The organism is Marinomonas sp. SBI8L, from assembly GCF_001624705.1.
In the GTDB taxonomy this organism is placed as follows: domain Bacteria; phylum Pseudomonadota; class Gammaproteobacteria; order Pseudomonadales; family Marinomonadaceae; genus Marinomonas.
Window position 1 is genome coordinate 308,036 of record NZ_JSEO01000004.1, and the last position, 25,207, is coordinate 333,242.

Consider the following 25,207-nt stretch of genomic DNA (forward strand, 5'->3'; position numbering starts at 1 on the left):
TTCTTAAAATTCAATACAAATAGCCTTAATTAACCACATAATTCAAGACAAAGTGAAAAAATAACAACTTCTCAGCATTAAATTAAACATCTCGAATACTGCATTGCTGAGTACTATATAGGGAACCTTTCATATTTCATTTAAAGCCTTGACCTTAGATCTTAGTCTAGGGTTTATACTCAATGCATTATCGCAATTATGGAGTCATCACTATGTTTAAAATTGGTGAACTTGCTGAGTTATGTCAAATCAGTACAGATACTTTAAGGTTCTATGAAAAGAATGGCTTATTCCAAGCCTCTAAAAGATCCAATGCAGGTTATCGTCTTTACACAGAATCGGATAAAAGCCGCCTTGAGTTTATCTTAACCTCAAAGTCTGTTGGCTTTAGTTTGAAAGAAATAGCCGACTTATTATCTATTAATTTGGATAAGTCTAATCGAACCTGTGGTGATGCAAAACAGCTTGTCGATGACAAGTTAACCCAAGTAAGGGAAAAACTCGCTGAGCTAGAGCGTCTTGAAAACTCATTACAAAGCTTATCGGATGCCTGTTGTGGCGGAGCCGAAAGTGCTCTTCATTGCACAATATTAGAAGCGTTAGCAAACAATCAAACTTCAGCAAGCAAGCTTTGAACTGGATGTCATTGCTTAATCAAACATAAAAAGGATATAGCATGTTATTCGCAGAAAACTTCTTAGAACTTTTTTTAGACTCTGCCCCTTGGTTATTACTTGGTCTTATTTTAGCTGGCATACTAAATAGTTTTGTCCCCATGAACTGGATGCAAAAACAACTTGGTGGTACTGGCACTAAGCCTATACTAAAAGCCGCTCTCTTTGGCGCGCCTTTACCTTTATGTTCATGTGGCGTTATTCCTGCTGCTGTTGGCTTAAGACGTGCAGGAGCATCAAAATCAGCCACCACATCATTCTTAGTCTCGACACCTGAAACCGGTATCGACTCTATTTCTGTTTCCTATGCCATGTTAGGGCCATTTATGGCTGTGATCAGACCCATAGCAGCTATTTCCAGTGCGATAGTCGCTGGGCTATTAGTTGGTAATGACAAAAAAGAAATTAAAATAGAAAGCAGTAATATTAAGACTGATACAAATACTGACTCATGTTGCGCCTCTAAGAAAAGCAATAAGGAAGTATCTTCTAGCACCAAGAAGACACCCTGCTCTAAAGAGGAAAATATAACAAGATCAAGTTGTGGCAATAAGAAAAAAAATGAGCAAGAGAGCTCTTGCTGTGAAAGCGAGCATGGGGAAACTCAATCAGAATTCAAGCAAAAACTTATTACAGGCTTAACATTTGCCAGTACGAATCTAATAAAAGATATCAGTATCTGGTTGATGGTAGGATTATTCTTCGCTGCTGCCATTCAGACCTATTTACCAGCAAGCTTTTTGGAAACTTGGGGGAGTGGCATTCTAGCTATGTTAGTCATGGTAGTAATTTCTATTCCCATGTACATATGTGCAACAGCATCCACTCCTATTGCAGCTGCATTATTGCTTAGTGGTATTTCCCCTGGTGCAGTTTTAGTTTTCATGATGGCAGGACCTGCGACAAATATAGCCACTTTAGGAGTTGTCTATAAGGAACTGGGATCTAGATCTCTAATTGGTTATTTAACAGGTGTATTAGGAGGCGCTTTATTCTTTGGAACAGTCGTTGACTATCTAGTACAGAACTATGGTTTTAGTGTTGTCCCACTTGTAGGCATGGAACATCAGTTACTACCTGAAACACTAACTTATATGCCTGCTATCCTACTCGCAATACTCATGCTAAATGAGTTAAGAAAAAAGTTCGCATTCTTATCTGTGAATTACGCTAACTAAATGATTTCAATAAAGTATAAAGCTGTATTCAATTAATATGGCTTTATTCAATATAATTAAACAAGGCACTTTAGTAACCGCCCTAAAGGGAGTCTAAGCTCAAGCTCTCGACTAGCTTTAATAAACAAGCTTTTTCTAATCAAATTGCTCCATCATTTTCTGAAGCTTTGTATACTGAGACCTTAACGCTTGATCTTGCAAGTATTGCGAACCATAGTTAGGTACTTCATTAATATTTACATCAACACCTAATGTATGTAATTTTTTCTCCATAACACTAATATCAACCCTAAGATCATACATCTCTTTATCTGGGTTTGATTTTGCCTGCACATTACTAGACATAAAAGTCACAAGTGCAAGACTTATAAAACCTAGCTTGTAAAACTTCATTTCTATTTTCTCCGATAAGTTCAATATTTAAGTTAATTATATATGTAAAACATTACTAAATATGTAGTTAAAACCCTTTTCCACTGTATTTACAGATTTCAAAAGATTGTGTAAAAAAACTTTGAAATTGAAAGAAAAATTCAAAATGAATGTAGAGAAAAAAACAAAAGAAATAAAACAATGCAGAGGTGGTAATATGTAAAAAAGATAAGTGAAGAGGAATAAACTGAGGTAATAAAAACTAAAGAAGCTAAGTTTAATGAATAAACTTAGCTTTCCTTAAGCAGCCCATATTAGTTAGCTACATGGTTATTTTGAAAAATAGTTTGCAGTGAATCATATTTAGCTTCTAAAGCTTTAACTTGTTGAGAGCGATTTAATCCTGACTCGATATCTGATGAGTTATAGTCTACACCCATACTATCAAGTTGGTTTTCAAGTGCAGAAACACTGATTCGAATATCTTCTACTTCGTCAGCATAATCTGTTGCTAACGCTGAAGTTGCGGCCATAGATAATGCAGTTACAGCGAATGTGGTTGCGATAAAGTTTTTCATAATAAAGTACCTTTTAAATTAATATATTAGTTAGCAAAGTGTGCATTGTTAAATTGAGCTTGAAGCTCAGAGTATCTACCTTCTAGCGCTTTTACTTCCTGCGCTCTATTTAATCCAGCTTCGATGTTAGTTGTGTTATAGTCAACACCCATGCTTTCAAGCTGTCTTTCTAGAGCAGAAACACTAATCTTTATATCTTTTACTTCATCAGAGTAGTCGCTTGCCAACACTGAACTAGCAGTAGTTGATAAAGCAGTAGCAGCAAGAATTGTCGCGATTGTTTTATTCATAATAATTTACCTTTAAATTAAACTAGTTTTAGTATTGAGCATTGTTAAATTGATTTTGCAAAGAAGAGTATTTAGCTTCTAATGCTCTTACTTCTTGAGATCTATTTAAACCAGATTCGATTTCTACAGTATGATATTCAACGTCCATGCTTTTTAATTGATTTTCCAGAGCTGAAACACTTATTTTAATATCTCTTACTTGATCAGAGTAATCACTTGCAAGTGCAGAAGTTGTTACAGTAGATAACGCAGCGATTGCTAGTAGTGATGATGTGATTTTTTTCATTTTGATTAACCTTTTAAAATTTAAAATATTAGTTAGAGTAAGTTGCATTAACAAACTCATTTCTTAGAGCAGAGTATTTACCTTCTAATGCTTTTACTTCTTGAGCTCTATTTAAACCTAATTTAATTTCGATGTTATTATATTCAACATCCATAATTTCAAGCTGTTTCTCTAATGCAGATACACTTAGTTTTAAATCTTTAACTTCATCAGAATAATCACTTGCCATACTTGTAGTAGCGGTTGTTGATAATGCTGCAATTGCTAAAAAAGAAGAGATAATAGATTTCATATTTATTTACCTTTAAAGTTTTTAATTGGGAAGATTTGTTCCCCCCTGTTGATGAAATATATAATAGCGTTTTCAAAAATAAATAAAATAGCCAAACGCTCTCTTCCCCTGTGTTTACAAAATTGGAAAAGCGATGTGCTAATTTGATTAAATGTGCATATATTGTGATGAATATGCACATATAGGGAGAGAAGAATAAATTGTGAAAGAAATGTTTATAATTGGGCTGAATTTAGCCTTTATTAGGCACTTTTAGCATCATTTTTTAGTACTTAAGTTTAGTTAGTAATAGCCTTTTGGAATGAAGATGAGGGATTTTTTTATTACACTTGCACAATTGATTAGATATGTGCTTTTTTTATGTGTTTACGCCTATTTTCAAAGGGCTTTAAGCCTGAAAACCAAGTTAAAGCACCCTCTATATAAAGCTTTTTTTAAGTAAAAATTAGACATTCCTGACTGCCTTCCTATCTCTATTCTAAAAAAGCTTGATTAATGAATGAGATAGGGAAACACCTAAATTCAGATGATAAGAATCAACTCATACAAGAGCACAAATTGATCACATTCAGCTAAGCAATCAACCAAACCTTTTCAGCGAAATAAGAGTACCCCTTTGCTTTATATCGTGGATTTTGTGAGAAGAGGTCTTGACTAAATAGTGGTTTTTTAACTCTTGACCAATACTCAAAAACCTCATCATCCATGACATTATAAGGGGGGGAGTTAGCCTCTCTGCCATCTTGATAAGCATAGTCGAGTGTTACCAGCATAAGCTTGGCACTAGGTTTTAGCCTTTGTTTGAGATGCCGTATATAACTAGGTCTAGCGGTCTGAGTGATGGCAACTAAAGATGCTCTGTCGTAACAAGCATCAAAATCAGCTTCTCTAAACTCAAAGAAGTCTTGTTCAATTAACAAAATATCAAGCTCCTTCGCTTGATAATAAGCAACACCATCATACCAATTCTGCTCATACGTAAGCTGGTTCTCTTTAAAAAAGTCTCGTATAGCAATATCTGATAATTCAACTCCAACTACCTTATAGCCCTGCTCTGCGAGCCAGATAAGGTCTTTTGTCTTACCACATAAAGGTACTAGTATTTTTGAATCATGATTAAGCTCAGGCCAGTACTCAACTAATAATGGGTTTACCTCATCAAGATGAAACCCTATTTGTCCTGATTGCCATTTTTCTAACCAAAACGTATTTTTAAGCAAACTATCGCCTCTATATGTATCTTGTTAATAAAACTAAAACTTGGCTATATGGTATATTTCGACTAATTAAATAGGAAGGAAGTAAAAACTAAAATGTCTCTAGAAAGTGCACCTAAACATATCCAACTGGCTGTTGACCTAATAGAAATTTTGGAAACCAACAAAGTTGATAATGAAACGGCTATAGCAGCTCTCAGTATTGTGTTGGAAGACTATAAAGCAAAGCTTAATAGTAACATGACTAAAACCGATGAAATCTAATGTCATCTAATAGATGAAACGCAGCGTGTTTAGCTAATATTTGCCTGAAGGAAAATCTCCTTCATTTTAGCACTAGGATTTAAACATACCCGCTTCTGCCAAGGCTGGCTCGATAAACGCTCTAATAAGCCTCTACGACCATCTAGTACAGGTAACACACAAGTATGGGAACCTTTACAAATAGCATTAGAGTAATCTAACTTGTGATTTAACATAAAACTCGATTTAGCCCGTTCATACATAGGTTTATATCCTATAAGTGGGTATCCAGCATCACGCTCCACCAAACAATAACTCACTTTACTGAATAAGGAATTTGATAAAATAGCGCCTTGACCACACCAAAGTACACTAGGTTTTGAATAATTCTTAATCTTTTTGAGCAAGCGATTTTGAATGGTTTCATTTTCTGACCCAATATAGTCATCTAAAAGCTTAGATTGCTCACTCACTTCAAACCATATAGCTAAAATTTTGTAGTTAAATTGCCAATTATTTAATTGCTCTTCTATTTGAATAATGACAGATGTTTGCAATAGCGCATCACGACTTAAACGAATCATTCCGAGTCGTTTTCCATGATTTAAAGGGTGCTCAACTATCTGGGTAAAGTAACTACTCAAAGTTTGAGCATTTAACCCCTTTTGAAGTAGCACCTCAGATGTTTTCTTAACATTCGCTAATTTCATCCGTTCTTATTCCAAACATCCCCACTAAAGTCATAAGAAATATCACTTTTGGTTTTAAATCAAAATATTAAAAAAGCGCCTATTTAGTAACATAAAAATTCAGGTAAAAAAAAGCAGCCGTAGAAGGCTGCTTTTAATCATTATAAATCAATAACTTATTCAAACTATCCTATTTATCCATTTCCTGAACCTGTACGCCAATGCTTTTTAGGCGCGTATGGGTTCTCTGAGCTCTTAAACTCAAAAGAAATTGGTGTACCTGTAATATTAAGAACCTGTCTAAACTTATTCTCTAAATATTTTTTATAACTGCCAGGTAAAGAGTCAACCTGATTACCATGAATAACAATTCTTGGCGGGTTAGAGCCACCTTGGTGAGCATAACGCAACTTGATTCTGCGCCCTCTCACAAGCGGCGGCTGATGCTCACTAACAATATCTTCCATAATACGTGTTAGACGATTAGTTGACCATTTCGCATAACAAGATTCATAAGTTTCATCAATTGTATCGTACAAGTTACCTACAGCCGTGCCGTGAAGAGCTGAAATATAATGCACTTTAGCATAAGGAACAAAACCTAAACGACGCTCGACTTCCGTCTTAATTCTCTCTTTAGAATACTGATCGAGCCCATCCCATTTATTGACAGCAATAACAAGACCGCGGCCAGCATCTAGTACATAGCCTATCATATGCAAGTCTTGCTCAACCAAGTCTTCATGGCCATCAATCACAACAATGACAACATTCGCATCCTGAATTGCTTTTAAGGTTTTAACGATCGAGAATTTCTCTACAGCTTCTTTAATGTGTTTACGACGACGTACACCTGCAGTATCAATTAAGGTGTAATCTTTTTCATTTCGAATGTAAGGTATATAAACACTATCGCGTGTTGTACCAGGCATATCGTAAACAACAACCCTGTCTTCACCCAACATACGGTTAACTAAAGTCGATTTACCCACATTAGGACGGCCTATCACACCAATACGAGTCCCTTTTGACTCAATATCAATTTGACCTTTGGCTTCTTGAACTTGCTCGGCAAAAGGCAGCATACAGATATCAATTAGTTTATGGACACCTTTACCATGAGATGCAGCAATCGGGTGAAGGTCACCTAGACCAATACTATAAAAGTCTGCTAGCGCAACGTCTTCATTTATACCATCTGTCTTATTGACCACCATGAAAGTAGGTTTATTAGAACGACGTAAGTGATTAGCAATCATTTCATCAGCGGGGTTTAGACCATGGCGACCATCCACAAGAAATAGAACGGTATCAGCCTCTTCAATGGCAAGTAAGGATTGCCGCGCCATTTTCTCGTCAATTCCCATTTCATCACCACTAATACCACCAGTATCAATAACAATGAACTCATGCTCACCAATACGACCATCACCGTATTTACGATCACGAGTTAGGCCAGGATAATCTGCAACAAGGGCGTCACGAGATCGTGTTAATTGGTTAAACAGAGTGGATTTACCAACATTGGGTCTACCAACCAATGCAATAACTGGAATCATTTTTTTACCTTTATAAATACAAAGTGGCTAGCGCCTATATGAAGACGCTAGCCACTTAAAAAACCTAACTTAGCGGATTTTAACTAGAGATTAGGACTCTCGATAGCTAATTAATCAATCGTTAAGGCGGTTACATGTTCATTTGGCGTAAGTATAAACAATTGTTCACCATTAGACACCATCCTACTGCCTACTGGTAAATTTTGATCAGCCAATTTATAAGCAATCACTTCACCAGAGTCTTTATCTAATATGTACACATAACCCGCTCTATCTATTGTTGCTATCTGATTCTTAAAAATCACAGGTGAAATCAAATCTCTGTTTGCTAGCTGATCTTGTTGCCAAACTAAGTTGCCAGATCTGGCATTCAAAGCAAAGATTTTACTTTCCTGATCAATAACAATAAGCAAATCATCTATGATAGCGGTTGATAAAGCACTCGGAATACTACGCTGCCACAATGCATTTCCATTGCTCACATCAATGGCACTGATTGTACCATTATATGCGGTTGAAAAGAGTGTATTATCAGAAAGTAATAATCGTCCATCAACATCAGTCAAACGCTCGATTTCATACTTACCTTCTGGTTTGCCTACTTCAAAAGACCAAGCATCTTTACCATTTAGTAAGCTATATGCTTTAAGTTGACCATTAGAGAAACCAGCAATCACTTTACCGTCAGTAATGATAGGAACATTCGTGCCCCGTACACTTAAAGCTGGCACAGACTCTTTTGTACGCCAAAGTGTATCACCCGTATTAGCGTCCAATACACTTAGCCAGCCATCCGAGGTTTGAACTGCTAGCTTATTGGTAACAACAGCCACTTCTGACAAAATTTCTGAAGTGAGCATTTTACGCCAAACTTCAGCTTCTTGTGTTAATGAAACAGCAATTAATTCAGCATCATATGTAGAAATAAATGCAAGGTCTGCATTCTTTGCCAAACCAGCACTGACATCGGCATTGTCTACTTTAATACGTTTAATTCGATGACCATCTTCTGCATCAATTTGGTAAATTACGCCGCGCTTAGTAGCAAAAAATAAACTGCTATCTTCATTTACTATATTAAAACGCTCACTTGCTTCACCAAAACCGCCATCAACACTTCTTCGCCAGTCCGTTCTTAGGTCAACTTGGTTAACCATACGAGCGGGGGCTGATAAGGGTGGACGAGACTGTGAGCAAGCTTGTAAAACAAATGCTGTCAAAACCACTAGTAACAGAGAAAATTTATTCACGAATCTTAGCTCTCTACTAGGTCTTGCAGTTTAATATCTAACAAAGGGTTCTGAACTTGTGGTGTTTGAGCACTAAGTGCAGCTTGATAAGAAGCTCTTGCTTCTTCAGTTTTACCTTGAGCAAGCAAAACATCACCTTTTAACTCAAGTTTAAGGCTGTCAAATTCGGTTAAATTAATCATAGCCAGTTGAGTAAGCGCTTTATCCAACTTCCCTTGATGCACTAACACTTTACTAATACGCAAATCAGAGATGGCCTTTAAGGTCACATCATCTGTACTTGCTTTTGCTTCATTTAACGTATCGATAGCAGCATCATAGTCTTCAGCCACAACATCTACTTTTGCTTGAAATAAATGAGCAAAAGTTGCGTAGCCTGTATCATCAAAATCATTCACTAGCTGATCAGCGATAAAAGACACTGTCTTGAGGTTCTTTTCTTCGCTCAGGTCAGTCGCTGCTTGACTCATAGACTCAAATAAAGAAGAGGCTTCAGCCAAATGGTTTTCTTGGTTTTGTTGCCAAGCCTGAAAACCAAAATAACCCGCTACACCAACAGATACGGCAAGCACAAGTGAAGTACCATTTTTCTTCCACCAAGTTTTAAACGCTTCTATCTGTTCTTCTTCTGTCTTAAGTTCTGACACCTAACATTCCTCTTTATTCTGTTTGCATTACTCTGCACTTAAACTCTTTTGGATTAGTACCCAATTTGCAGAATTAGTTCAATTTTGTTCTTTCGTAGATAAGTAATCTGCAACGGCATCAATTACACAGTTTTTCTGTTCGCCTGTACTCATATCCTTAATTTGGCAGATCCCCTCTTCAATCTCAGTATCCCCAATAATCAAGGTAAATTTGGCACCAGATGCATCAGCTTTCTTCATTTGCTTCTTAAAGTTACCGCCACCACAGTGACGTAAAATTCGCCACCCTTTATCGGCATCTCTCAAACGCTCTGCCAAAGTGAAGGTTGAAAGTTCAGCAGTTTCACCCATGCTCACGATAAAGATATCAGTTTGGCTTTTTGCTTCAGCAGGAATTAACTCAAGCGTTTCAAGCAATAGAACTAAGCGCTCAATGCCCATTGCAAATCCAACTGCTGGTGTTGCTTTACCACCTAACTGTTCAACTAAACCATCATAACGTCCACCGGCACATACTGTTGCCTGAGCACCTAAATGAGTTGTGACCCATTCAAAAACAGTTTTACCATAATAATCAAGGCCACGTACCAAACGACTATTAACCGTAAAAGCAATGCCACTTGACGCTAGTATTTCTTTTAACCTTTCGAACTCTTGGCGAGATTCATCATCAATATGATCAGCAAGATCAGGTGCATCATTAAGAATCTCCTGAGTACGAGCATCTTTTGAATCTAAAATACGCAGTGGATTAGTATCCAAGCGTCTTTGACTATCCTCATCAAGTTCGTTTTTATATTGAGTTAAATACGCAACCAATGCTGCTTTATAGGCTTCACGTGCAGCTGCAGTACCTATGGTATTTAATTCAAGTTCAACATGCTCTAATAAACCTAATGCTTGCCATAAACGAGCTGTCAGAATAATTAATTCAGCGTCAATATCAGGCGAAGCCATACCAAAGGTTTCAACGCCTATTTGATGAAATTGACGATAGCGTCCTTTTTGTGGTCTTTCATAGCGAAACATAGGACCAACATACCAAAGACGCTGAACCTGATTAAACAGTAATCCAGCTTGGTCGGCAGCACGAACACAACTTGCAGTGCCTTCAGGTCTTAGAGTTAAAGAGTCACCATTTCTATCGTCAAAGGTATACATTTCTTTCTCAACGATGTCGGTAGTTTCACCAACACCTCGTTTAAAAAGATCTGTTGTTTCAACGATAGGAAAACGGATTTGATCATAACCATAACTGTTTACAACATCTGCAACCTTAGCTTCAAGGTATTGCCAGATAGAAGTTTGTCCAGGCAGAATATCGTTCATGCCTCGAATTGCTTGTATTTTACGTGCCACTTTGTATTCCTTAGATTGCTAACGCAGTTTATGCCTTTGCAATAATTTGCTCTAATTCTTTCTCTTTCGCGTCAGCTTTAGCTCTTATTTGCTTTTCGAGCTGGTCGACAATCTCATCTGCTTGTAACTGGTTTGATGGTTTACCATCCTCATACACCATATTGTTTGGTGTTCCACCAGCAAGGCCTAAATCGGCTTCTTTAGCTTCACCAGGGCCATTTACAATGCAACCTATCACAGCAACATCTAATGGCACCTTAATATCTTCAAGACGTTCTTCTAACTGGTTCATAGTTTTAATAACATCGAAGTTTTGACGAGAGCAACTCGGGCAGGCAATGAAATTGATGCCACGATTACGCAGCTTCAAACTACGTAACATATCCCAGCCTACTTTAATTTCCTGCACTGGGTCAGCCGCTAAAGAAACCCGTAAAGTGTCGCCAATACCGTCCATTAATAACATACCAAGACCGATAGAAGATTTAACCGTACCAGAACGTAAACCACCTGCTTCAGTAATACCTAGATGAAGAGGGTTATCTATCTGGCTAGCTATCTTACGGTAAGCCTCAACCGTCATAAAAATATCAGATGCCTTCAAGCTAAGCTTAAATTCCTGAAAATCTAATTCATCAAAAAAACTTATCTGACGAAAAGCAGATTCAACCAATGCATCTGGTGTTGGTTCGCCATACTTTTTTTGTATATCTTTTTCTAAAGATCCTGCATTAACACCGATTCGAATAGGAATGCCATGATCACGTGCAGAATCGACAACAGAACGAATGCGCTCTTTACTACCAATATTTCCTGGGTTGATTCTCAAACAATCAACACCATATTCCGCTACTTTCAAAGCAATTTTGTAATCAAAGTGAATGTCAGCAACTAAAGGTGTTGAGATCTCTTGACGAATTTTTTTGAAGGCTTCAGCCGCATCCATAGAAGGTATCGAAACACGAACAATATCAGCACCGGCATCTGCAATCGCTCTAATTTGAGCAACGGTTGCATCAACATCACAGGTTTCAGTATTGGTCATACTCTGTACGCTGATAGGCGCACCACCACCTACAGCAACGTCTCCTACCATAATCTGGCGAGATTGACGTCGTTTTATGGGAGATTCAAAGTGCATAGCTTTCTCTAGTTAAGCTCGAAGCGAGCTAGGTTTTTTCGGGTAAAAGATGAAAAGTCGAACTCTTCACCTTTATAAATAAGGGAAGACACACCACCTGCAAAACCAAGGACGACTTTATATGGACCTTGTGCAGTTAGTGTTAGATTTGTACCCGCTTTCTTAACGCCTGAATATAAAATACTGCCGTTACCATCTCTTACTTCAGTCCAACAGTCAGAACTAAAATTAATTACAACATCATCATCGTAAGGTGTAGGTAAACTTGCTTCAATTGCTGCTTTTTCAGCTAGACTTGGTTCATTAGCAGGTAAGGAAATATTATCAGGATTAACACCAGCATCTTTCAAGATAGCAATGGTTTCAGCAGATAGCCCAGTTACAACATCAGCATCTTCATTACTTGCTGTATCAGAACGTTCACTTTTCACTACGTCTTCAGCTACTGGAGCAGTTTCTTCTATGACAACCTGTGTTTCGGCTTCAGCATCTACAGATACCTGCTCTTCCTCAACAAGAGTTTCAGCATTTTCGTTTTGTGCCACTAGTGTTGGCTCAGAAGGAGTCTCTTCAATTTGGGTTTCTTGCTCAATAATTTCTTCAGTAGAAATGATAGGAGACTCTTGCATCATGGTCGGCCACCAAAATGCAAGAAAAATTAGCATAGCACCAATCACCACTGATACAAGAATGACAATCGGATCGGCCATTTGGGCTTGTTTGCCATTCTTATTAATAGGTTGAACACTAGGTTCGCATTCTTCAAGAGCGCTATCGAAAGCACCAAGTAATCGACTTTCTTCCAGCTCTAATAAACGGACATAATTTTTCAAATAACCGCGGGCAAAAGTTGAGCTACGAAAGTAATCAAATTCATTTGCTTCTAAAGCACGGACTTGTTCAATTGGAATCTTTAATTGAGTCGCTATCTGACGCTCATCTAGATTTAACTCATTACGCTTACGTTGTAACTCTTTACCTATATTAACAATGATCTTATTTTCATTGTTTTCTTGAATTCCAGATTCCATATTCAATACCTTGAACGACGCAGGCAAAAGGGGGGCGCGAAGATGAGTAATGTGTTGAGTCTAACTCCGCTGCGTTGAACTGCTGCAATAGACATTCATACTCATTTTTATGCTCGATGTAAGGAGCATTTTTTTGTTTAGCCTGGATTTTGTTGTAAGATTGACGCGCCCCACTTAAATCACCCAGTATTAAAGCAAGATTGAGCTCAGTCAGCAAACCTATATAGGGTAAATTGTTGATTTCTTTCGCTCGTTGCAAGTACATTCTCGCCATATCGACCTTTTTAAAGCCAAGTTCACAACGAGAAAGGTTAATTAGTCCAGAAAATGAGTTTTGAGACGATAACAGAACAACTTTTTCAAAATAATTACAGGCTTGAACAAAGTGCTCATTCCCAAGTAAAAAGACGCCATAGTTGTTCAACAGAACAATATCATTAGGGAAGCTTTTCACTGCTGTTTGATAGTGTTTTTCAGCTTTATTAATTTGTTTCGTTTGAGTTAAATAAACACCTTTTAAGCGTAAATAGTCCAACGAATGTTGAGACAAATAACTCTGCTCGGATGATGTAAAAGAGGATAAAATTGCACCTGCTTGAGGGAAGGAGGCTAATGCTAAATACTTCTGAACAAAGTCTAACTTTGTCGTCACATCAATTGGAGGGGGATTTGAAGTTGCAATAGGAGTGGACTGATGACTGCAGCCAAACAGCACCAAACTTAATACAAGTAATGGTAAAACACGCATCATTGACATCCTTGTCATTCGAATACGATAAATAGTGGTGGCTAGTCTAACTCATCTAAAATTAGCAATAAGTGATCTAACTAGTCTTGCACTTCCTTTAGCTCAATATATTTTTGGCTACGGCGAGTCTTATCATGAAAATCACCAACAAGTTGGCCACAAGCAGCATCAATATCATCACCGCGTGTCGTTCTCACAGTCACGGTATAACCATCATCTGCTAGAATTTTTTGGAAACGACGTACCTGATTATTTGAAGGCTTATCATAACCAGAATTAGGGAATGGATTAAATGGAATCAGGTTAACCTTACATTCCAAGGTTTTTAATAGCTTAGAAAGCGCTCTAGCTTGATCTTCACTATCATTCACACCTGCCATCATGGTGTATTCAATCGTGATATGACGCTTATCAGGTAAGCTGGTCAAATAATGCTGACAAGCACCTAATAGCTCATTAATTGGATACTTTTTATTGATAGGCACTAAAACATCACGCAGCTCATTTGTTGGAGCATGCAGAGAAATAGCTAAAGATACATCGGTTCTTTCAGCTAGCTCATAAATTTTTGGTACAACACCAGATGTACTCAATGTGACACGACGTTTAGACATGCCATAGGCATTATCGTCCATCATTAACGTCATAGCATCAACAACGGGTTCAAAGTTCATCAAGGGCTCGCCCATGCCCATCATAACAACGTTTGTTACACGACGAGGGCCATTTGGATCAAAAGGACCAAACGACTTGATAGCAACCCATACCTGTCCAATCACTTCTGCTGGAGTTAGGTTACGATTAAACCCCTGCTTACCTGTTGAGCAAAAACTGCAATCAAGGGAGCAACCCACCTGAGAAGAGACACATAATGTCGCTCTATCACCATCAGGAATAAGCACGGTTTCAACACAGTTGTTACCACCACCTTCGGTACGAATAATCCATTTACGTGTGCCGTCGTTTGAGATATTTTGAGAAACGACTTCAGGGGCGCGAATTTCACTAATATCTTTAAGCTTGTGACGCAAAGCCTTACTAACATCTGTCATCTGATCAAAATCGTCAGCACCCTTTTGATGAATCCATTTAAGCACTTGAGTAGCACGAAATTTCTTTTCGCCAATAGACTCAAAAAATTCAATCATTTTTTTAGGTGGTAAACCCAGTAGGTTCACCTTTTTAACATCAGTCATAGTCATGTCACTTGCCAAAATTCAGCATTAGGTATTAATAGTTTAAAACAAAAAAGCTTCTGAAAAAGACATCCTTTTCAGAAGCTTCTAAAAAGAAACAGGCTAAAGCCTGTTTCTTTTAGGAGATTCTTTACTTATCAAACAGATACAAAGTAAAAATTTAATAAGTTAAATCGCTGCAAAAAAGCAATTATTTTCCGAAGAAATAACCGATTTCGCGAGCAGCAGACTCTAGAGAGTCAGAACCGTGTACAGCGTTAGCATCGATAGACGCAGCATAGTCAGCGCGTAATGTGCCAGCAGCAGCTTCAGCAGGGTTAGTAGCACCCATCAGTTCACGGTGACGAAGTACAGCGCCTTCACCTTCAAGAACAGAGATCATTACAGGACCAGAAGTCATGAAACCAACTAGGTCTTTGTAGAAAGGACGTTCTTTATGCTCAGCATAAAAACCACCAGCCAATTCGTCATCTAGTTGAACCATTTTAGCTTCAACAACTTTAAGACCAGAACGTTCGAAGCGAGAGTAAATTTCACCAACAACGTTTTTAGCAACAGCATCAGGCTTGATGATAGATAGAGTGCGTTCTACAGCCATTTTAAACTCCAAAAAATTTAATTAATTGATAGGTAATTCCTACGAATTTAGTACCTATCAGTTTCCAAAAAATGATAAGCGCGCAGATTATACGCATCTATTTATTAAAATTGTATGCAAATAATGCTTTTTTTAACAAAAGCGACAATTAATAGTGATTTTTATAAATTCCTTTAGTTTCCAGCATCAAATTTTAAGCTTGAAACATAGTTTTTTTAGGCAAACCCAAGGCAACTCATATCAAGAGACCTATACTGAAATATGGCACATCCATAAATAACAAAAGCAGAGGCTAAGACGGTGAGGTTAGATAACAGTATCCATAATTACTATGAGCATCTCGTACTTGATTATATCAATACACACTTTGCAGAAGACCACTCCGACAATTTTATTGCCGACCTGATTTGCCTTACTTTAAATCATCTTCCACCAAGATATATAAGGCACGAAGTTGATATGGCCTTCTACTTACCTCAAAGTGAAAGAATGGCAATGGAATTCCAAGTCGAAAAAGCACTCAAAAAGTCTCTTACATTCCTTGAGGGTAAATATGAGATTTAACCGTCTTTATACAAGACAGGGGCTCAAATACTGAGTCTATGAAGAGCAAAATATTAAACTCAATACATATAAAAAAATCTTAGCTATCCTGAACACTCATTAAAACTTACAGTCGTACCCTTTCATTAGACTATTTGGACAGGACGACCAACTAATGCCCGCAAGCAGTAACCCCAGTAGATGGCCAAACGATAGAATTCTCTCGAACATTAACTTTATTCTCAGTGCAAAATTCCTCTCTGATTTTGCGGCTTTCATGAATATGGTTGCCCTCAGCTCATATATTTATTACTTATCAGAAAGCCCCATTATGGTAGGCGTATTCTTAGCCTGTCGCGTCATTGGCGGTATGCTTGCTAGCCTAGTTTCTAACCGCCTTTTTCGCCTTTACCCAGGCAAAGTATCCCTTGTATGCCTAGACATCATTCGTGCGACTTGTTTATCTCTTCTTTTAATCACACATATGGATAATCATTTAACTATCATTCCTTTTATTGGTTTCATTCTTGGCATGAGTAACAGCCTATTTAGCATAGGACTTAATAGCCAACTAGCCTCCTTTGTTGGTACCCAAAATCTAGGAAATACAAACTCATGGATAACGACACTCTCCTCCATTGGTATGGTCCTAGGAGCACTTAGCTCAGGCATCATAATAGGCGTATTCAGTTATGAGTCCGTCATTCTTTTGAATATTTTAGGTTACCTAGGTGCTGCGGCCTGTATTGCTTTAGTTATTCATTTATACCCAGAAGAAATTAAACAAGGCGAATCACAGCAATCGCTTAAAGAAGATATTAGGGTATTAAAACAAACTCTATCAAAGTCCCCTATCATATCTGCCATGCTCCTAATAACTCTTGCAGATACTCTAGGCAGCGCATCTCACAATGTTGGCTTCCCTATTATTGCTAAATATTTTGACCAAAACTCAGCACCTCAAATAATGGGATACATCATAGCGATATGGGCCATAGGCAAATTAAGTGGTGCTTTATTAAGTAAATACATACGATTAATCCCCAAACAACAGGCTAGCGAAGATGATAAAAGGCGCATGGAGAAAAGTTTTTTCATCGCAATCCTCTTAATGTCATCAGGCTTTGTTTTGGCTTTTAACCAAGACTCCTTAATACCAAGCCTGATCTGTTTTTTTATTGCTGGAGCCGGTGATGGTATTTCAGAAGTATGCTTTATCACCCGAGCCCAAAATACGGAAAACAAAATCAGATTAGCGCTTTTTAGTTCAATATCCTTTATGCAAAACACAGGATTTGGGGTTGGTATGCTAATTAGCGCCTTTGCCTTCGAATATCTAGCACATGGTTATGTAGTAGGCCTATTCCATGGCCTTCCCATTATCATTGTCGTTATTTTATTTTTCAGAATGAGACAAAAGCCATTGTCGAACACCTCCTCTATTTAACCCTAAACAACTAATGGAACTATCGTATTTGGATATCAGGTAACAAGACTAAAGTAAGCTAGTTACCTTGGTACCAAAGCGACTCGTCATTAATTGGAGTCTTTTCGGGTAAAAAAGGATTAGCTAATTTAAAAATGCGACGCTTTTCTATCTCAGCTAAATTAAAGATTTCTTTATTGGCTGGATGATTACGGAAAATAATATCGAAGGAACCATCTTCTATTGCTCTTCTCAAGCCAAGTTCAATTCGCTCGGCGAGCGCTTGGTTATCCTTGTTAACAAAAAAATAGATAGGGGCTGGATATTGCAGAATCAATGTCTTTTCCACTTCCAGGCCTTTATCCGCATGTGCACTCACTTCCGCCCAAGGTTCATTTACACCACGGGGAAAATAATCAAACCTTTCTCTTTCTAGCATGCTAAATAAAATTGAATAGCCACTTGCTTCCACTACCGTCAGCCCATTCGCTTTTAAGATACTGGTATCAGGCCAATCAGCTCCTTGTCCTGCTGATAGAGCTTTAAGCTGAGATAGACTTTCAACTGCCGAAAAACTTGGCTGTGTGCCTTTTCTAATAATGAAAACACGATACCCAAGCAACCCCTTCAATAAAGGGATTCTAATTGGCTCAAGCAATTCCTCTCTTTCAATTGATGTCATAGTCCAAACCACATCAATATTATTTTTATTCTCAAGGTTTTTCAGAGCCCGTAATTGATTCATCTCTATATCAGCCTTATTCAACTCAAAGCGACCATAACGCTCCTCTGTTTTAGACAGAGCAAGTTTAAGAACATCAATAAAGTAGGCATTACGAACATCATTCTCATCATGAGGACGAATATGGGTAAGAGACAAAACCTCAGCATGTAAAAAGGGGCAAATCAGTAAGCAGAAACTGAGTATTAGTTTTATTTTTTGCATGCTGTCATCAACCCTAAAAGCTCAAAATCTATTGCGATTAAAACTAACGTTTAAGCACTTGACCTTATATAGCGACTTGATTTCGACCATTTCGTTTCGCTCGATAAAGTGCTTCATCAGCTTTAATCATAGCAGTACCCACCCCTTCTGGGTGCAACTCACAACTTGCGACACCAATACTGGCTGTTAAGCTCAAATCTTTTTTTTCAGGGATCACCAAAGAGGTTATTTTTAAACGTAATTTTTCAGCCACTAACTTAGCTTTATGTAAGCTAGTACAGGGTAATAAGACGGCAAATTCCTCTCCACCCATTCTTGCCACTAGGTCATTTGATCTAACATTTTTAGTTAATTCACAGGCAATTTCTTTTAATACGGTGTCGCCAACATGATGCCCAAAGCTATCATTTACTTGTTTAAAATAATCAAGGTCAATAATCATCACCGACATGCTTGAGCCACTCTGAATCGCACTAACTTGCTTGGTATAAGCTTCAGACATAAAGTGTCTCCGGTTTGCAATTCCCGTTAATTCATCTGTCGAGGCTTGCGCTTTAAACTCTTTTCTTTGTTCTACTATCTGAGTTATTTCTGTTGAAAAGCCAACAAAAGAAACGAGTTTTCCCTTTTCATTTTTAACCGGAATTTTAGTAGACCAATAATATTTGTCAGTACCAAGTTCATTCGAGAAGACTTCTTCTCCTTCTACTTTTTCTTCTGATGCTAGTATTTTGTGATCCAAAATATCAAAGTTATCAGCCAACTCAGGTGGAAGAAGTTGTTTCGTTGTTTTTCCTTTAACCTCACAGGCTTTCACTCCAAACAAATCAGCCGTTTTATCATTAATAAATAAGAACTTCCCTTCCCTATCTTTCATATAAATATAAGCATCGACATGGTTAATAATGGTCTTTAATTGTTGCTCATTATCTTTAAGGTTAATCTGCATTTGTTTTTGCTCGGTAATATCTGTAGAGATACCGTTTAAACCAATCACCTTATTGTTTTCATCAAACAGAGGTTTTTTTATCGTCCAGTAGTAGCGCACCTCACCCGTTTCCATAATGACATTACGCTCTTCCTTCTCTATGGTGACGCCATTCACCATCACATAGGTATCGTTAACTGTGATCTCATCTGAATCATCTAAAGAAAAAAACGCACTATCATCTTGACCAATAATTTCCTCTAAAGAAGAGTCAAAGAGTTCTCGTACCATTTTATTTGCATAGGTGTAGCGACCTTCACGGTCCTTCATAAAAATATAGGCACTCACATTGTCTAATGCGGTTTGATGTATCGAGAGCTCATGTGAAATTTGTTTGATTTTTTGCTTTAAAGTGTCAGTCATTAACGCTCCAAACAAGCATACAAAGAAGGTGCAAACCCAACTCATATAGCATTAAAAAAACGAGATGATGTGCACACCAATATCAAAGACATGATTTATAGCTTAGTTGAGAACAAGGCAAATTTTTGTCACAAAGTGAAGAGAGTTGAAAGTTGAGGTAAAAACAAAACTTTTTAGAGGTGATAAGTAAAGAAGCTGTAACTAAACACGCCTCTTTGTACTAGGCTTCTTCAACAAGGGCCCTATAACAAGGGCCCTATATTAATTAGCTCTTAAGATTAGAGCGACACTCCATTCATACCCATTAGTCACCTAATTAATGAGAAGGAGATGGTTTTTTTACTAAACCAAAGTCATCTAAAATGACATACAGACTTGGCAGCAAAAAGAGAATTAAGCAGGTAGACGTAACCATACCAAAAATGATGCTAACCACCATAGGCTGCATAATTTGCGCTTGAGTACTTGTCTCAAACATTAAAGGTACTAAACCTGCTATGGTTGTTGCACTAGTGATAAACACGGCTCTAAACCTTGCCTTAGATGCATTCACGGCGGCAATATGAGCAGACACACCTGCCGCGACATTCCGTTTAATATAATCAACCAATAAGATTGAATCATTAACCACTATCCCAGCGAGGGAAACATAGCCGATCATACTTGGCATAGTCATATCATAGCCCATAAAGAAATGCCCCCAAAGAGAGCCTATCAAGGCAAGCGGTATCGCCATCATGACAATCAATGGCTCAATATAACTTCTGAACTGGAAGCTTAGAATAATAAAAATCCCAACTAATCCCATTAAGAATTTATCAACAATTGAGCCTGATGTTTCATTCCCTTCTTTATTTTCCCCCTCAAGATTAACCCTAATATTTGGATAATCCTTTTCAATCTCTTTCAGGATACCATTAGAAAGGCGTGCTAATAATACGTTGGTATTGAGTACTTGGTTATCAACATCCCCAATCACACTCAAAGTGCGTAGCCCATTTACACGGTTAATACGCGAAAAACCTCTTTCATAATTAAACTCTACCAAAGCAGATAAAGGGATCTCACTACCATCACTTAACCGAATAGGGTATTGCTCAAGCTGACTTTGAGAAAGAGTATCTTGTTTTGATAGTTTTAACTCAATTTCAAGCTGCTCTGAGCCACGCTGAATATCATCAATTTTCACCCCGTTAAAAGCCGTACCTATTTGATTTGATAAAGTGGCAGCATTCACACCTAAAGATAAGGCACCAGGCTTAAGCTTTAACTCTAATTCTTGCTTACCTGGACGCACATCCAAGATGACGTTTGACACACCTTGATATTGGTTAATTTCAGACAGAATGCGATTCCCTGCTTCCATCATCTGCTGCATATCATTCCCTTGTAATTGGATATCGATTGCAAGACCAGCAGGACCATTGGAAGGCTCTTTTATGGATAAGGCAACGACGCCAGGTAACTCACCTATTTCTGTTTCCCATGCGGTTTCTATTTCATAAATGCTCGACTTTCGCTTAGCGACTGTCAGAAACTCAACCTGTACCGTCGCCACATGGGCTCCTGTGATAAAAGCATCAGCATTTTTATTAAACTCAACCCTGATATGTTCTATCAACTTTTGCTCACCACTTGCAGGTAAATTCGCCTCTATTCTATTTGCTGCATCAACGACATGATTCACCACTTTCTCAGTTTGCTGCAAAGCGGTTCCTGGCGGCATGATAATCCTAGCCACAAGAATATCAGCTTCAGTATTTGGGAAAGCTTTAAAGGCTAAAGTGCCACTCACCATCAAGGACACAGAGATAAATAACATACCCACTAAGCCACCGACAAAGAGATACCTAAAACGAATTATAGCCTCAACAATCGTTACTAACTGGTTATTGCGGAAACCTTCGAAGGCATTAATAAAGCCTTCTTTAAAGCGATTAATCAGGTTCAATTTAACATCTGCTTTAGGCGTTTTATGTAATGCATGGGCAAGATGACTTGGCAATATCAAAAACGCTTCAACCAAGGAGACCGTTAATGTCAAAATTAACACGATTGGAATATCTCTTAATACTTGGCCAATGGTGCCGGAAATAAACGCCATCCCCCCAAAAATAGCCAATGTGGTTAAGAAGGAAGAAAGCACCCCAGGGAAAACCATAGAGACACCTTTAACAACACCGTCATTAATATCCTGATTAGCTGCGACTTGTGAGGCAATATTTTCTGCAATAACAATAGCATCATCCATCAAAAGGCCAATCGCAATTAGCATAGCCACCATGGAAATCATATTGACACTGATCCCTAACATAGACATCAGCCACAAGGCGCCTAAGAAAGAAACCGGTAACCCCATAGCAACCCAGAATGCATATCGCCAAGTGAAGAAAAGCCACATGACGAAAAAGGCGAGCAGTATTCCTTGCCAACCATTTTCAAGCAACATATACAGTCGATCGAGAATATTAATGGATTGATCATTAGACAAAACAAGAGAAATCCCCGCAGGTGAGACCGCCTGCTCTTTCACCACGAACTCTCTAACAGTGCTTGCAATATCTATAGCATCTTGTGACTTATTTTTATTAATTTTTAAAAGCGCAATTCGTTCGCCATCTTGCCATATTTTATCTTCGTCCAACTCAAACTTATCTGTAATGGTCGCTATATCTGAAAGCAAGATTTGACCACCAGCCTCGCTAGCAGAAATAACGGTTTGGCCCAATTTATCAGCGGTTACTTGCTGCTGGTCTATTCGAATTAACAGAGCTCTATTTTCATTTTTAAGCTCACCACTTGGCGCTTCAATATTTTGATTTGAGAGAGCATCCGACAAATCATTAATAGACAAACCGACTTGCCTTAATAAAGGTAACGACACATCAACCTGTAATTGATGTGTCGAAAAGCCCTTAATATCTATTAAAGAAATACCCGGCTCTTGTTTAAGCTTTCTTTTTACTTCTTCACTGTACTCTTTTAGCTCAGTGACGCTCATATTCTTACCATGTATGGCAAGATCAATTACTTCGTCAGTTCGGTTTGCTTCTGTAATAAAAGGGCTCTCAGCATCTTCTGGAAAGGTATTTATGCCATCAATTTCATTCTTCACCTCTGACATTAATTTACTAAAATCCCCTCCTTCAAGCATTTCAACCGTCAGGGTTGCTAAACCTTCAGTTGCTTCACAGCTAACTTCATCAATATTACTTAAACCATCAACAGCGTCTTCCATTGGAATACACAAAGCACTTTCAATACTTTCTGGTGTAGCTCCTGGATAAACCACTGTGGCTTTAATGGCATTAATACTGAAGTCAGGAAAAGTCTCACGCTTAAGGTCAGATAAAGAATTCAATCCCAATAAAATCAATACCAACATTAAGAGGTTAGCTACGGTTGGGTGTATCGCAAAAAATCGAATCATTATTCTATTTCCTGTGTCACAGTACGAATAGGCATACCACTAACAGGTGCAATTAAGTCAGTAAGAATAACTTTATCGCCAGCCTGTACTCCTTCCATAATTGCGGCAAATTCACCTTGGACATACGCCACTTTAATTGTCTTAATTACTAACTCATTTTTTTCATCCACTAGATATACTTTATTTCCATGAATAGCCTTAACAGGTAACACTATTTGTTCTTTAGCAGGCCCTGTTACATCCACCTGAACATACATATCTTTCACCATAAGTGGCGAATCCACAGGATTAAGATTATCCATATCATTCTTAACTTCAACGGTGACACCAATCGTATTACTCGATGGGTCAATGCCATCACTCACACTGGTGACTTTTGCATCCCATTGAGTATTTTTATTACCTAACCTTGCGGTAATCACAGCATTAAAGTTAAAACCACTAATATCACTAAAGGTAACGGGATTCTCTTTTGTGGATTGCTGAGAAATAGCTCTAATTACACCAACAAAAGCAGCGACAGGCATGTTTGCCGTCACCTCCATGACTTGCATATCATGTGCTGAAATGAGTAGCTCTTGTAAGTTCACAACTTGCTGTAGCTCTGTATTCACATCTCCAACTCGCGCATCAAATGGTAACCTAAACTCGGTCCTTTCAAGGTTGCGCTTAGCGTCAGCTAAGCTTGCTTCTGCTACCTTAATATTCGCTTCGCTTACCGCCCTGTCGGTAGGAATATTGTCTAGCTGCATCTGCAAGTCCCATACAACTTTTTCTTGAGATAGAACTGCATTTCTCTGATCCTCTAAGGAAGATTTAGAAGCAACGCCTTTCTTTTGTAAGGTTTCAATTCTTGTTAACTCTTTCTTAGTCAATGCGAGACGGCTTGTTTCAATCTCTAGGGAACGTAAATACTGTTGCTCATTTAAATTAACGCGCTTAATTTCTATTTTTTTTGTCTGTAAGTCTGCTTGGCTTTGAGCTAAATCCAGCTCGTAGTCAACAGGATCAATCTTTAACACTAAAGTCCCTTCAGTGATAAAGGCCCCATTTTTTAAACCTGGATGTTGATAAACAACACGCCCACTAACCTCACTGATAGCATCCCAAGTAGTGACAGGTTTTGCACGCCCAAACCCGGTTACTACAGGGTCTAGTCGAGCATACTGAACCTCTTCAATCACAACCAAAGGACCTTTTTTACGAGTCTCATTTATCTCTATTTTTTCAGGTGTTTGGCTAGAAACCACTAAAATAGCCACGCCAGCCACAGCAGCTATTGGCAGCATAATTTTTGTTTGCAAAAGCTTAGATATACTCACTCACTTTTCTCCTGATCAATAAATGCGGTTTCTATAAATTGAATACTTTGCTGAATCATTTGTTCAAAGTGGTCATGGGTTAAAGGCTCCCCCTCTACCTCTTCTATTGACTCTTTCATCAAATAAGGAAGGACAGTGCTCCCCATAATATGAAAGACAAGGAAAACAGGGTTTACACCTAGTTTTAGAGGCTTAAAGTGAGGAGTCTGCATAAATTTAAGTACAAACTCTTTATCTGGGCGAATCACTAAATCAATGACCTTAGAGCGACTCCCTTCATCATTAAGAAGCAACTCTCTAAAAATTAATTTTGCAATACCAGGCTCTTTAGCAAACATTGCAGCATAAGAGCGGACAATAGGCTCAATCGGACTTGAGACTTTACTCCAGTCTGAACTGAGGATATGGCGTTGCAACTCTTCTGCCATACCAATCAGCATCTGCTGATAAAGGCCATCTTTATTAATAAAGTAGTAACGAATCAGGGCAGGATTAACCCCTGCTCTTTCTGCAATTTTTCTAGTTGATACTTTGGCATAAGGGCTTTTCGCAAAAAGCTCTCTTGCAGCTTGTAACAAAGCCTTTCTGGATTGATTTTTTTCATCTCCATTTAAGCTTTTTAAAGGTCGTCCTGGTTTTCTGGTTTCGGTAGGTGCTATAAACATAGGCATATCTTTTCTGTTTATTTCAATCAATTAATTACTCAATTGCAGAATTATTAGCTTGGCAATTTTTTTTATCGACCACTTTAATTATTCAATTCTAGTCGTTTTGGTTAATAACCCCATTAAAAAACAAAAAACAGAATTTTGATTACAGAACGAAACATAAACTTTTAAAA

Annotated in this window: 26 protein-coding genes; 5 read left to right on the forward strand and 21 right to left on the reverse strand. The window is 38.0% G+C overall.

Translation table 11 applies throughout. The features are described from left to right. The first annotated feature begins 212 nt into the window (after nt 1-212). Entirely contained in the window at nt 213-635 is a 423-nt protein-coding gene (gene zntR / locus OA91_RS07665) for a Zn(2+)-responsive transcriptional regulator (RefSeq protein ID WP_046017479.1), read from the forward strand. Nucleotides 636-676: 41 nt separating this feature from the next. Continuing rightward, nucleotides 677-1,852, forward strand: a complete 1,176-nt coding sequence (locus OA91_RS07670) for an SO_0444 family Cu/Zn efflux transporter (protein WP_063337469.1) — start codon at nt 677-679, stop codon at nt 1,850-1,852. A gap of 135 nt (nt 1,853-1,987) precedes the next feature. Here OA91_RS07670 and OA91_RS07675 read toward each other — a convergent pair whose 3' ends face one another. The 6 genes from OA91_RS07675 to OA91_RS07700 all read right to left on the reverse strand — a co-directional run bounded on the left by OA91_RS07675 (nt 1,988) and on the right by OA91_RS07700 (nt 4,890). Next, nucleotides 1,988-2,245 (reverse strand): hypothetical protein, encoded by a 258-nt coding sequence (locus tag OA91_RS07675; RefSeq protein ID WP_063337470.1) that lies wholly within the window; start codon nt 2,243-2,245, stop codon nt 1,988-1,990. A 293-nt stretch (nt 2,246-2,538) separates the two neighbouring features. Then, the gene (locus OA91_RS07680; RefSeq protein ID WP_063337471.1) at nt 2,539-2,802 is read right to left on the reverse strand and encodes a hypothetical protein; all 264 of its coding nucleotides are present in this window, start codon (nt 2,800-2,802) and stop codon (nt 2,539-2,541) included. 26 nt (nt 2,803-2,828) lie between these two features. Continuing rightward, nucleotides 2,829-3,092 (reverse strand): hypothetical protein, encoded by a 264-nt coding sequence (locus OA91_RS07685; protein ID WP_046017483.1) that lies wholly within the window; start codon nt 3,090-3,092, stop codon nt 2,829-2,831. A gap of 28 nt (nt 3,093-3,120) precedes the next feature. Then, entirely contained in the window at nt 3,121-3,378 is a 258-nt protein-coding gene (locus OA91_RS07690; protein ID WP_082827839.1) for a hypothetical protein, read from the reverse strand. Nucleotides 3,379-3,406: 28 nt separating this feature from the next. Next, complete coding sequence (locus tag OA91_RS07695; protein ID WP_063337473.1) at nt 3,407-3,670, reverse strand: hypothetical protein; 264 nt, start codon at nt 3,668-3,670, stop codon at nt 3,407-3,409. 572 nt (nt 3,671-4,242) lie between these two features. After that, the gene (locus OA91_RS07700; protein ID WP_063337474.1) at nt 4,243-4,890 is read right to left on the reverse strand and encodes a hypothetical protein; all 648 of its coding nucleotides are present in this window, start codon (nt 4,888-4,890) and stop codon (nt 4,243-4,245) included. A gap of 93 nt (nt 4,891-4,983) precedes the next feature. Between OA91_RS07700 and OA91_RS24015 the strand changes: the two genes are divergently transcribed. After that, entirely contained in the window at nt 4,984-5,151 is a 168-nt protein-coding gene (locus tag OA91_RS24015) for a DUF2496 domain-containing protein (RefSeq protein ID WP_071210284.1), read from the forward strand. A 29-nt stretch (nt 5,152-5,180) separates the two neighbouring features. Here OA91_RS24015 and OA91_RS07705 read toward each other — a convergent pair whose 3' ends face one another. The 10 genes from OA91_RS07705 to ndk form a co-directional block, all read right to left on the reverse strand. After that, entirely contained in the window at nt 5,181-5,840 is a 660-nt protein-coding gene (locus OA91_RS07705) for a hypothetical protein (protein ID WP_063337475.1), read from the reverse strand. Between the two features lie 173 nt (nt 5,841-6,013). Continuing rightward, nucleotides 6,014-7,378 carry a ribosome biogenesis GTPase Der gene (der, locus tag OA91_RS07710; protein ID WP_046017488.1) on the reverse strand — a complete coding sequence of 455 codons (1,365 nt, stop codon included), beginning with the start codon at nt 7,376-7,378 and terminating at the stop codon, nt 6,014-6,016. A gap of 110 nt (nt 7,379-7,488) precedes the next feature. After that, nucleotides 7,489-8,628 carry an outer membrane protein assembly factor BamB gene (gene bamB, locus OA91_RS07715; RefSeq protein ID WP_063337476.1) on the reverse strand — a complete coding sequence of 380 codons (1,140 nt, stop codon included), beginning with the start codon at nt 8,626-8,628 and terminating at the stop codon, nt 7,489-7,491. Between the two features lie 5 nt (nt 8,629-8,633). Beyond that, a complete protein-coding gene (locus tag OA91_RS07720; RefSeq protein ID WP_063337477.1) occupies nt 8,634-9,275 on the reverse strand; it encodes a YfgM family protein in 642 nt (213 codons plus the stop codon). Nucleotides 9,276-9,353: 78 nt separating this feature from the next. Further along, complete coding sequence (hisS, locus tag OA91_RS07725; protein ID WP_082827821.1) at nt 9,354-10,634, reverse strand: histidine--tRNA ligase; 1,281 nt, start codon at nt 10,632-10,634, stop codon at nt 9,354-9,356. Nucleotides 10,635-10,662: 28 nt separating this feature from the next. Continuing rightward, nucleotides 10,663-11,775 (reverse strand): flavodoxin-dependent (E)-4-hydroxy-3-methylbut-2-enyl-diphosphate synthase, encoded by a 1,113-nt coding sequence (gene ispG, locus OA91_RS07730; RefSeq protein WP_063337478.1) that lies wholly within the window; start codon nt 11,773-11,775, stop codon nt 10,663-10,665. Between the two features lie 8 nt (nt 11,776-11,783). Then, nucleotides 11,784-12,806 (reverse strand): RodZ domain-containing protein, encoded by a 1,023-nt coding sequence (locus tag OA91_RS07735; RefSeq protein WP_063337479.1) that lies wholly within the window; start codon nt 12,804-12,806, stop codon nt 11,784-11,786. After that, nucleotides 12,778-13,557: a hypothetical protein gene (locus tag OA91_RS07740; protein ID WP_157196942.1), complete on the reverse strand. Its 780-nt coding sequence runs from the start codon at nt 13,555-13,557 to the stop codon at nt 12,778-12,780. The genes OA91_RS07735 and OA91_RS07740 overlap by 29 nt, the downstream gene beginning before the upstream one ends. A 77-nt stretch (nt 13,558-13,634) precedes the next feature. Further along, a complete protein-coding gene (gene rlmN, locus OA91_RS07745; RefSeq protein WP_157203793.1) occupies nt 13,635-14,750 on the reverse strand; it encodes a 23S rRNA (adenine(2503)-C(2))-methyltransferase RlmN in 1,116 nt (371 codons plus the stop codon). A 190-nt stretch (nt 14,751-14,940) separates the two neighbouring features. Further along, nucleotides 14,941-15,348, reverse strand: a complete 408-nt coding sequence (gene ndk, locus OA91_RS07750; RefSeq protein ID WP_009832329.1) for a nucleoside-diphosphate kinase — start codon at nt 15,346-15,348, stop codon at nt 14,941-14,943. 300 nt (nt 15,349-15,648) lie between these two features. Here ndk and OA91_RS07755 point away from each other — a divergent pair, with 300 nt between their 5' ends. Then, nucleotides 15,649-15,912 carry a late competence development ComFB family protein gene (locus tag OA91_RS07755; protein ID WP_046017495.1) on the forward strand — a complete coding sequence of 88 codons (264 nt, stop codon included), beginning with the start codon at nt 15,649-15,651 and terminating at the stop codon, nt 15,910-15,912. Nucleotides 15,913-16,066: 154 nt separating this feature from the next. After that, nucleotides 16,067-17,338, forward strand: a complete 1,272-nt coding sequence (locus tag OA91_RS07760; RefSeq protein WP_082827822.1) for an MFS transporter — start codon at nt 16,067-16,069, stop codon at nt 17,336-17,338. Nucleotides 17,339-17,396: 58 nt separating this feature from the next. On the opposite strand, the gene OA91_RS07765 is transcribed toward OA91_RS07760, so the two are convergent. The 5 genes from OA91_RS07765 to OA91_RS07785 all read right to left on the reverse strand — a co-directional run bounded on the left by OA91_RS07765 (nt 17,397) and on the right by OA91_RS07785 (nt 25,031). Beyond that, nucleotides 17,397-18,263 carry a substrate-binding periplasmic protein gene (locus tag OA91_RS07765; RefSeq protein WP_063337481.1) on the reverse strand — a complete coding sequence of 289 codons (867 nt, stop codon included), beginning with the start codon at nt 18,261-18,263 and terminating at the stop codon, nt 17,397-17,399. 64 nt (nt 18,264-18,327) lie between these two features. Next, nucleotides 18,328-19,614, reverse strand: coding sequence for a sensor domain-containing diguanylate cyclase (locus tag OA91_RS07770; RefSeq protein WP_052702140.1), 1,287 nt, complete (start codon nt 19,612-19,614; stop codon nt 18,328-18,330). A 316-nt stretch (nt 19,615-19,930) separates the two neighbouring features. Beyond that, a complete protein-coding gene (locus OA91_RS07775; protein WP_063337482.1) occupies nt 19,931-23,044 on the reverse strand; it encodes an efflux RND transporter permease subunit in 3,114 nt (1,037 codons plus the stop codon). Continuing rightward, nucleotides 23,044-24,366 (reverse strand): efflux RND transporter periplasmic adaptor subunit, encoded by a 1,323-nt coding sequence (locus tag OA91_RS07780; RefSeq protein ID WP_063337483.1) that lies wholly within the window; start codon nt 24,364-24,366, stop codon nt 23,044-23,046. Before OA91_RS07780 ends, OA91_RS07775 begins: the two co-directional genes overlap by 1 nt. Further along, nucleotides 24,363-25,031 (reverse strand): TetR/AcrR family transcriptional regulator, encoded by a 669-nt coding sequence (locus OA91_RS07785; protein WP_063337484.1) that lies wholly within the window; start codon nt 25,029-25,031, stop codon nt 24,363-24,365. Before OA91_RS07785 ends, OA91_RS07780 begins: the two co-directional genes overlap by 4 nt. Nucleotides 25,032-25,207: the final 176 nt, after the last annotated feature.

Bases quoted from the DNA above. Each gene is read 5' to 3' on its own strand.
- OA91_RS07760 (WP_082827822.1), top strand. From the start codon at position 16,067: ATGCCCGCAAGCAGTAACCCCAGTAGATGGCCAAACGATAGAATTCTC.
- OA91_RS07690 (WP_082827839.1), bottom strand. From the start codon at position 3,378: ATGAAAAAAATCACATCATCACTACTAGCAATCGCTGCGTTATCTACT.
- OA91_RS07675 (WP_063337470.1), bottom strand. From the start codon at position 2,245: ATGAAGTTTTACAAGCTAGGTTTTATAAGTCTTGCACTTGTGACTTTT.
- ndk (WP_009832329.1), bottom strand. From the start codon at position 15,348: ATGGCTGTAGAACGCACTCTATCTATCATCAAGCCTGATGCTGTTGCT.
- rlmN (WP_157203793.1), bottom strand. From the start codon at position 14,750: ATGACTGATGTTAAAAAGGTGAACCTACTGGGTTTACCACCTAAAAAA.
- OA91_RS07680 (WP_063337471.1), bottom strand. From the start codon at position 2,802: ATGAAAAACTTTATCGCAACCACATTCGCTGTAACTGCATTATCTATG.
- OA91_RS07685 (WP_046017483.1), bottom strand. From the start codon at position 3,092: ATGAATAAAACAATCGCGACAATTCTTGCTGCTACTGCTTTATCAACT.
- der (WP_046017488.1), bottom strand. From the start codon at position 7,378: ATGATTCCAGTTATTGCATTGGTTGGTAGACCCAATGTTGGTAAATCC.
- OA91_RS07785 (WP_063337484.1), bottom strand. From the start codon at position 25,031: ATGTTTATAGCACCTACCGAAACCAGAAAACCAGGACGACCTTTAAAA.
- OA91_RS07770 (WP_052702140.1), bottom strand. From the start codon at position 19,614: ATGACTGACACTTTAAAGCAAAAAATCAAACAAATTTCACATGAGCTC.
- OA91_RS07705 (WP_063337475.1), bottom strand. From the start codon at position 5,840: ATGAAATTAGCGAATGTTAAGAAAACATCTGAGGTGCTACTTCAAAAG.
- OA91_RS07775 (WP_063337482.1), bottom strand. From the start codon at position 23,044: ATGATTCGATTTTTTGCGATACACCCAACCGTAGCTAACCTCTTAATG.
- OA91_RS24015 (WP_071210284.1), top strand. From the start codon at position 4,984: ATGTCTCTAGAAAGTGCACCTAAACATATCCAACTGGCTGTTGACCTA.
- OA91_RS07670 (WP_063337469.1), top strand. From the start codon at position 677: ATGTTATTCGCAGAAAACTTCTTAGAACTTTTTTTAGACTCTGCCCCT.
- ispG (WP_063337478.1), bottom strand. From the start codon at position 11,775: ATGCACTTTGAATCTCCCATAAAACGACGTCAATCTCGCCAGATTATG.
- OA91_RS07740 (WP_157196942.1), bottom strand. From the start codon at position 13,557: ATGATGCGTGTTTTACCATTACTTGTATTAAGTTTGGTGCTGTTTGGC.
- zntR (WP_046017479.1), top strand. From the start codon at position 213: ATGTTTAAAATTGGTGAACTTGCTGAGTTATGTCAAATCAGTACAGAT.
- OA91_RS07695 (WP_063337473.1), bottom strand. From the start codon at position 3,670: ATGAAATCTATTATCTCTTCTTTTTTAGCAATTGCAGCATTATCAACA.
- OA91_RS07735 (WP_063337479.1), bottom strand. From the start codon at position 12,806: ATGGAATCTGGAATTCAAGAAAACAATGAAAATAAGATCATTGTTAAT.
- OA91_RS07765 (WP_063337481.1), bottom strand. From the start codon at position 18,263: ATGCAAAAAATAAAACTAATACTCAGTTTCTGCTTACTGATTTGCCCC.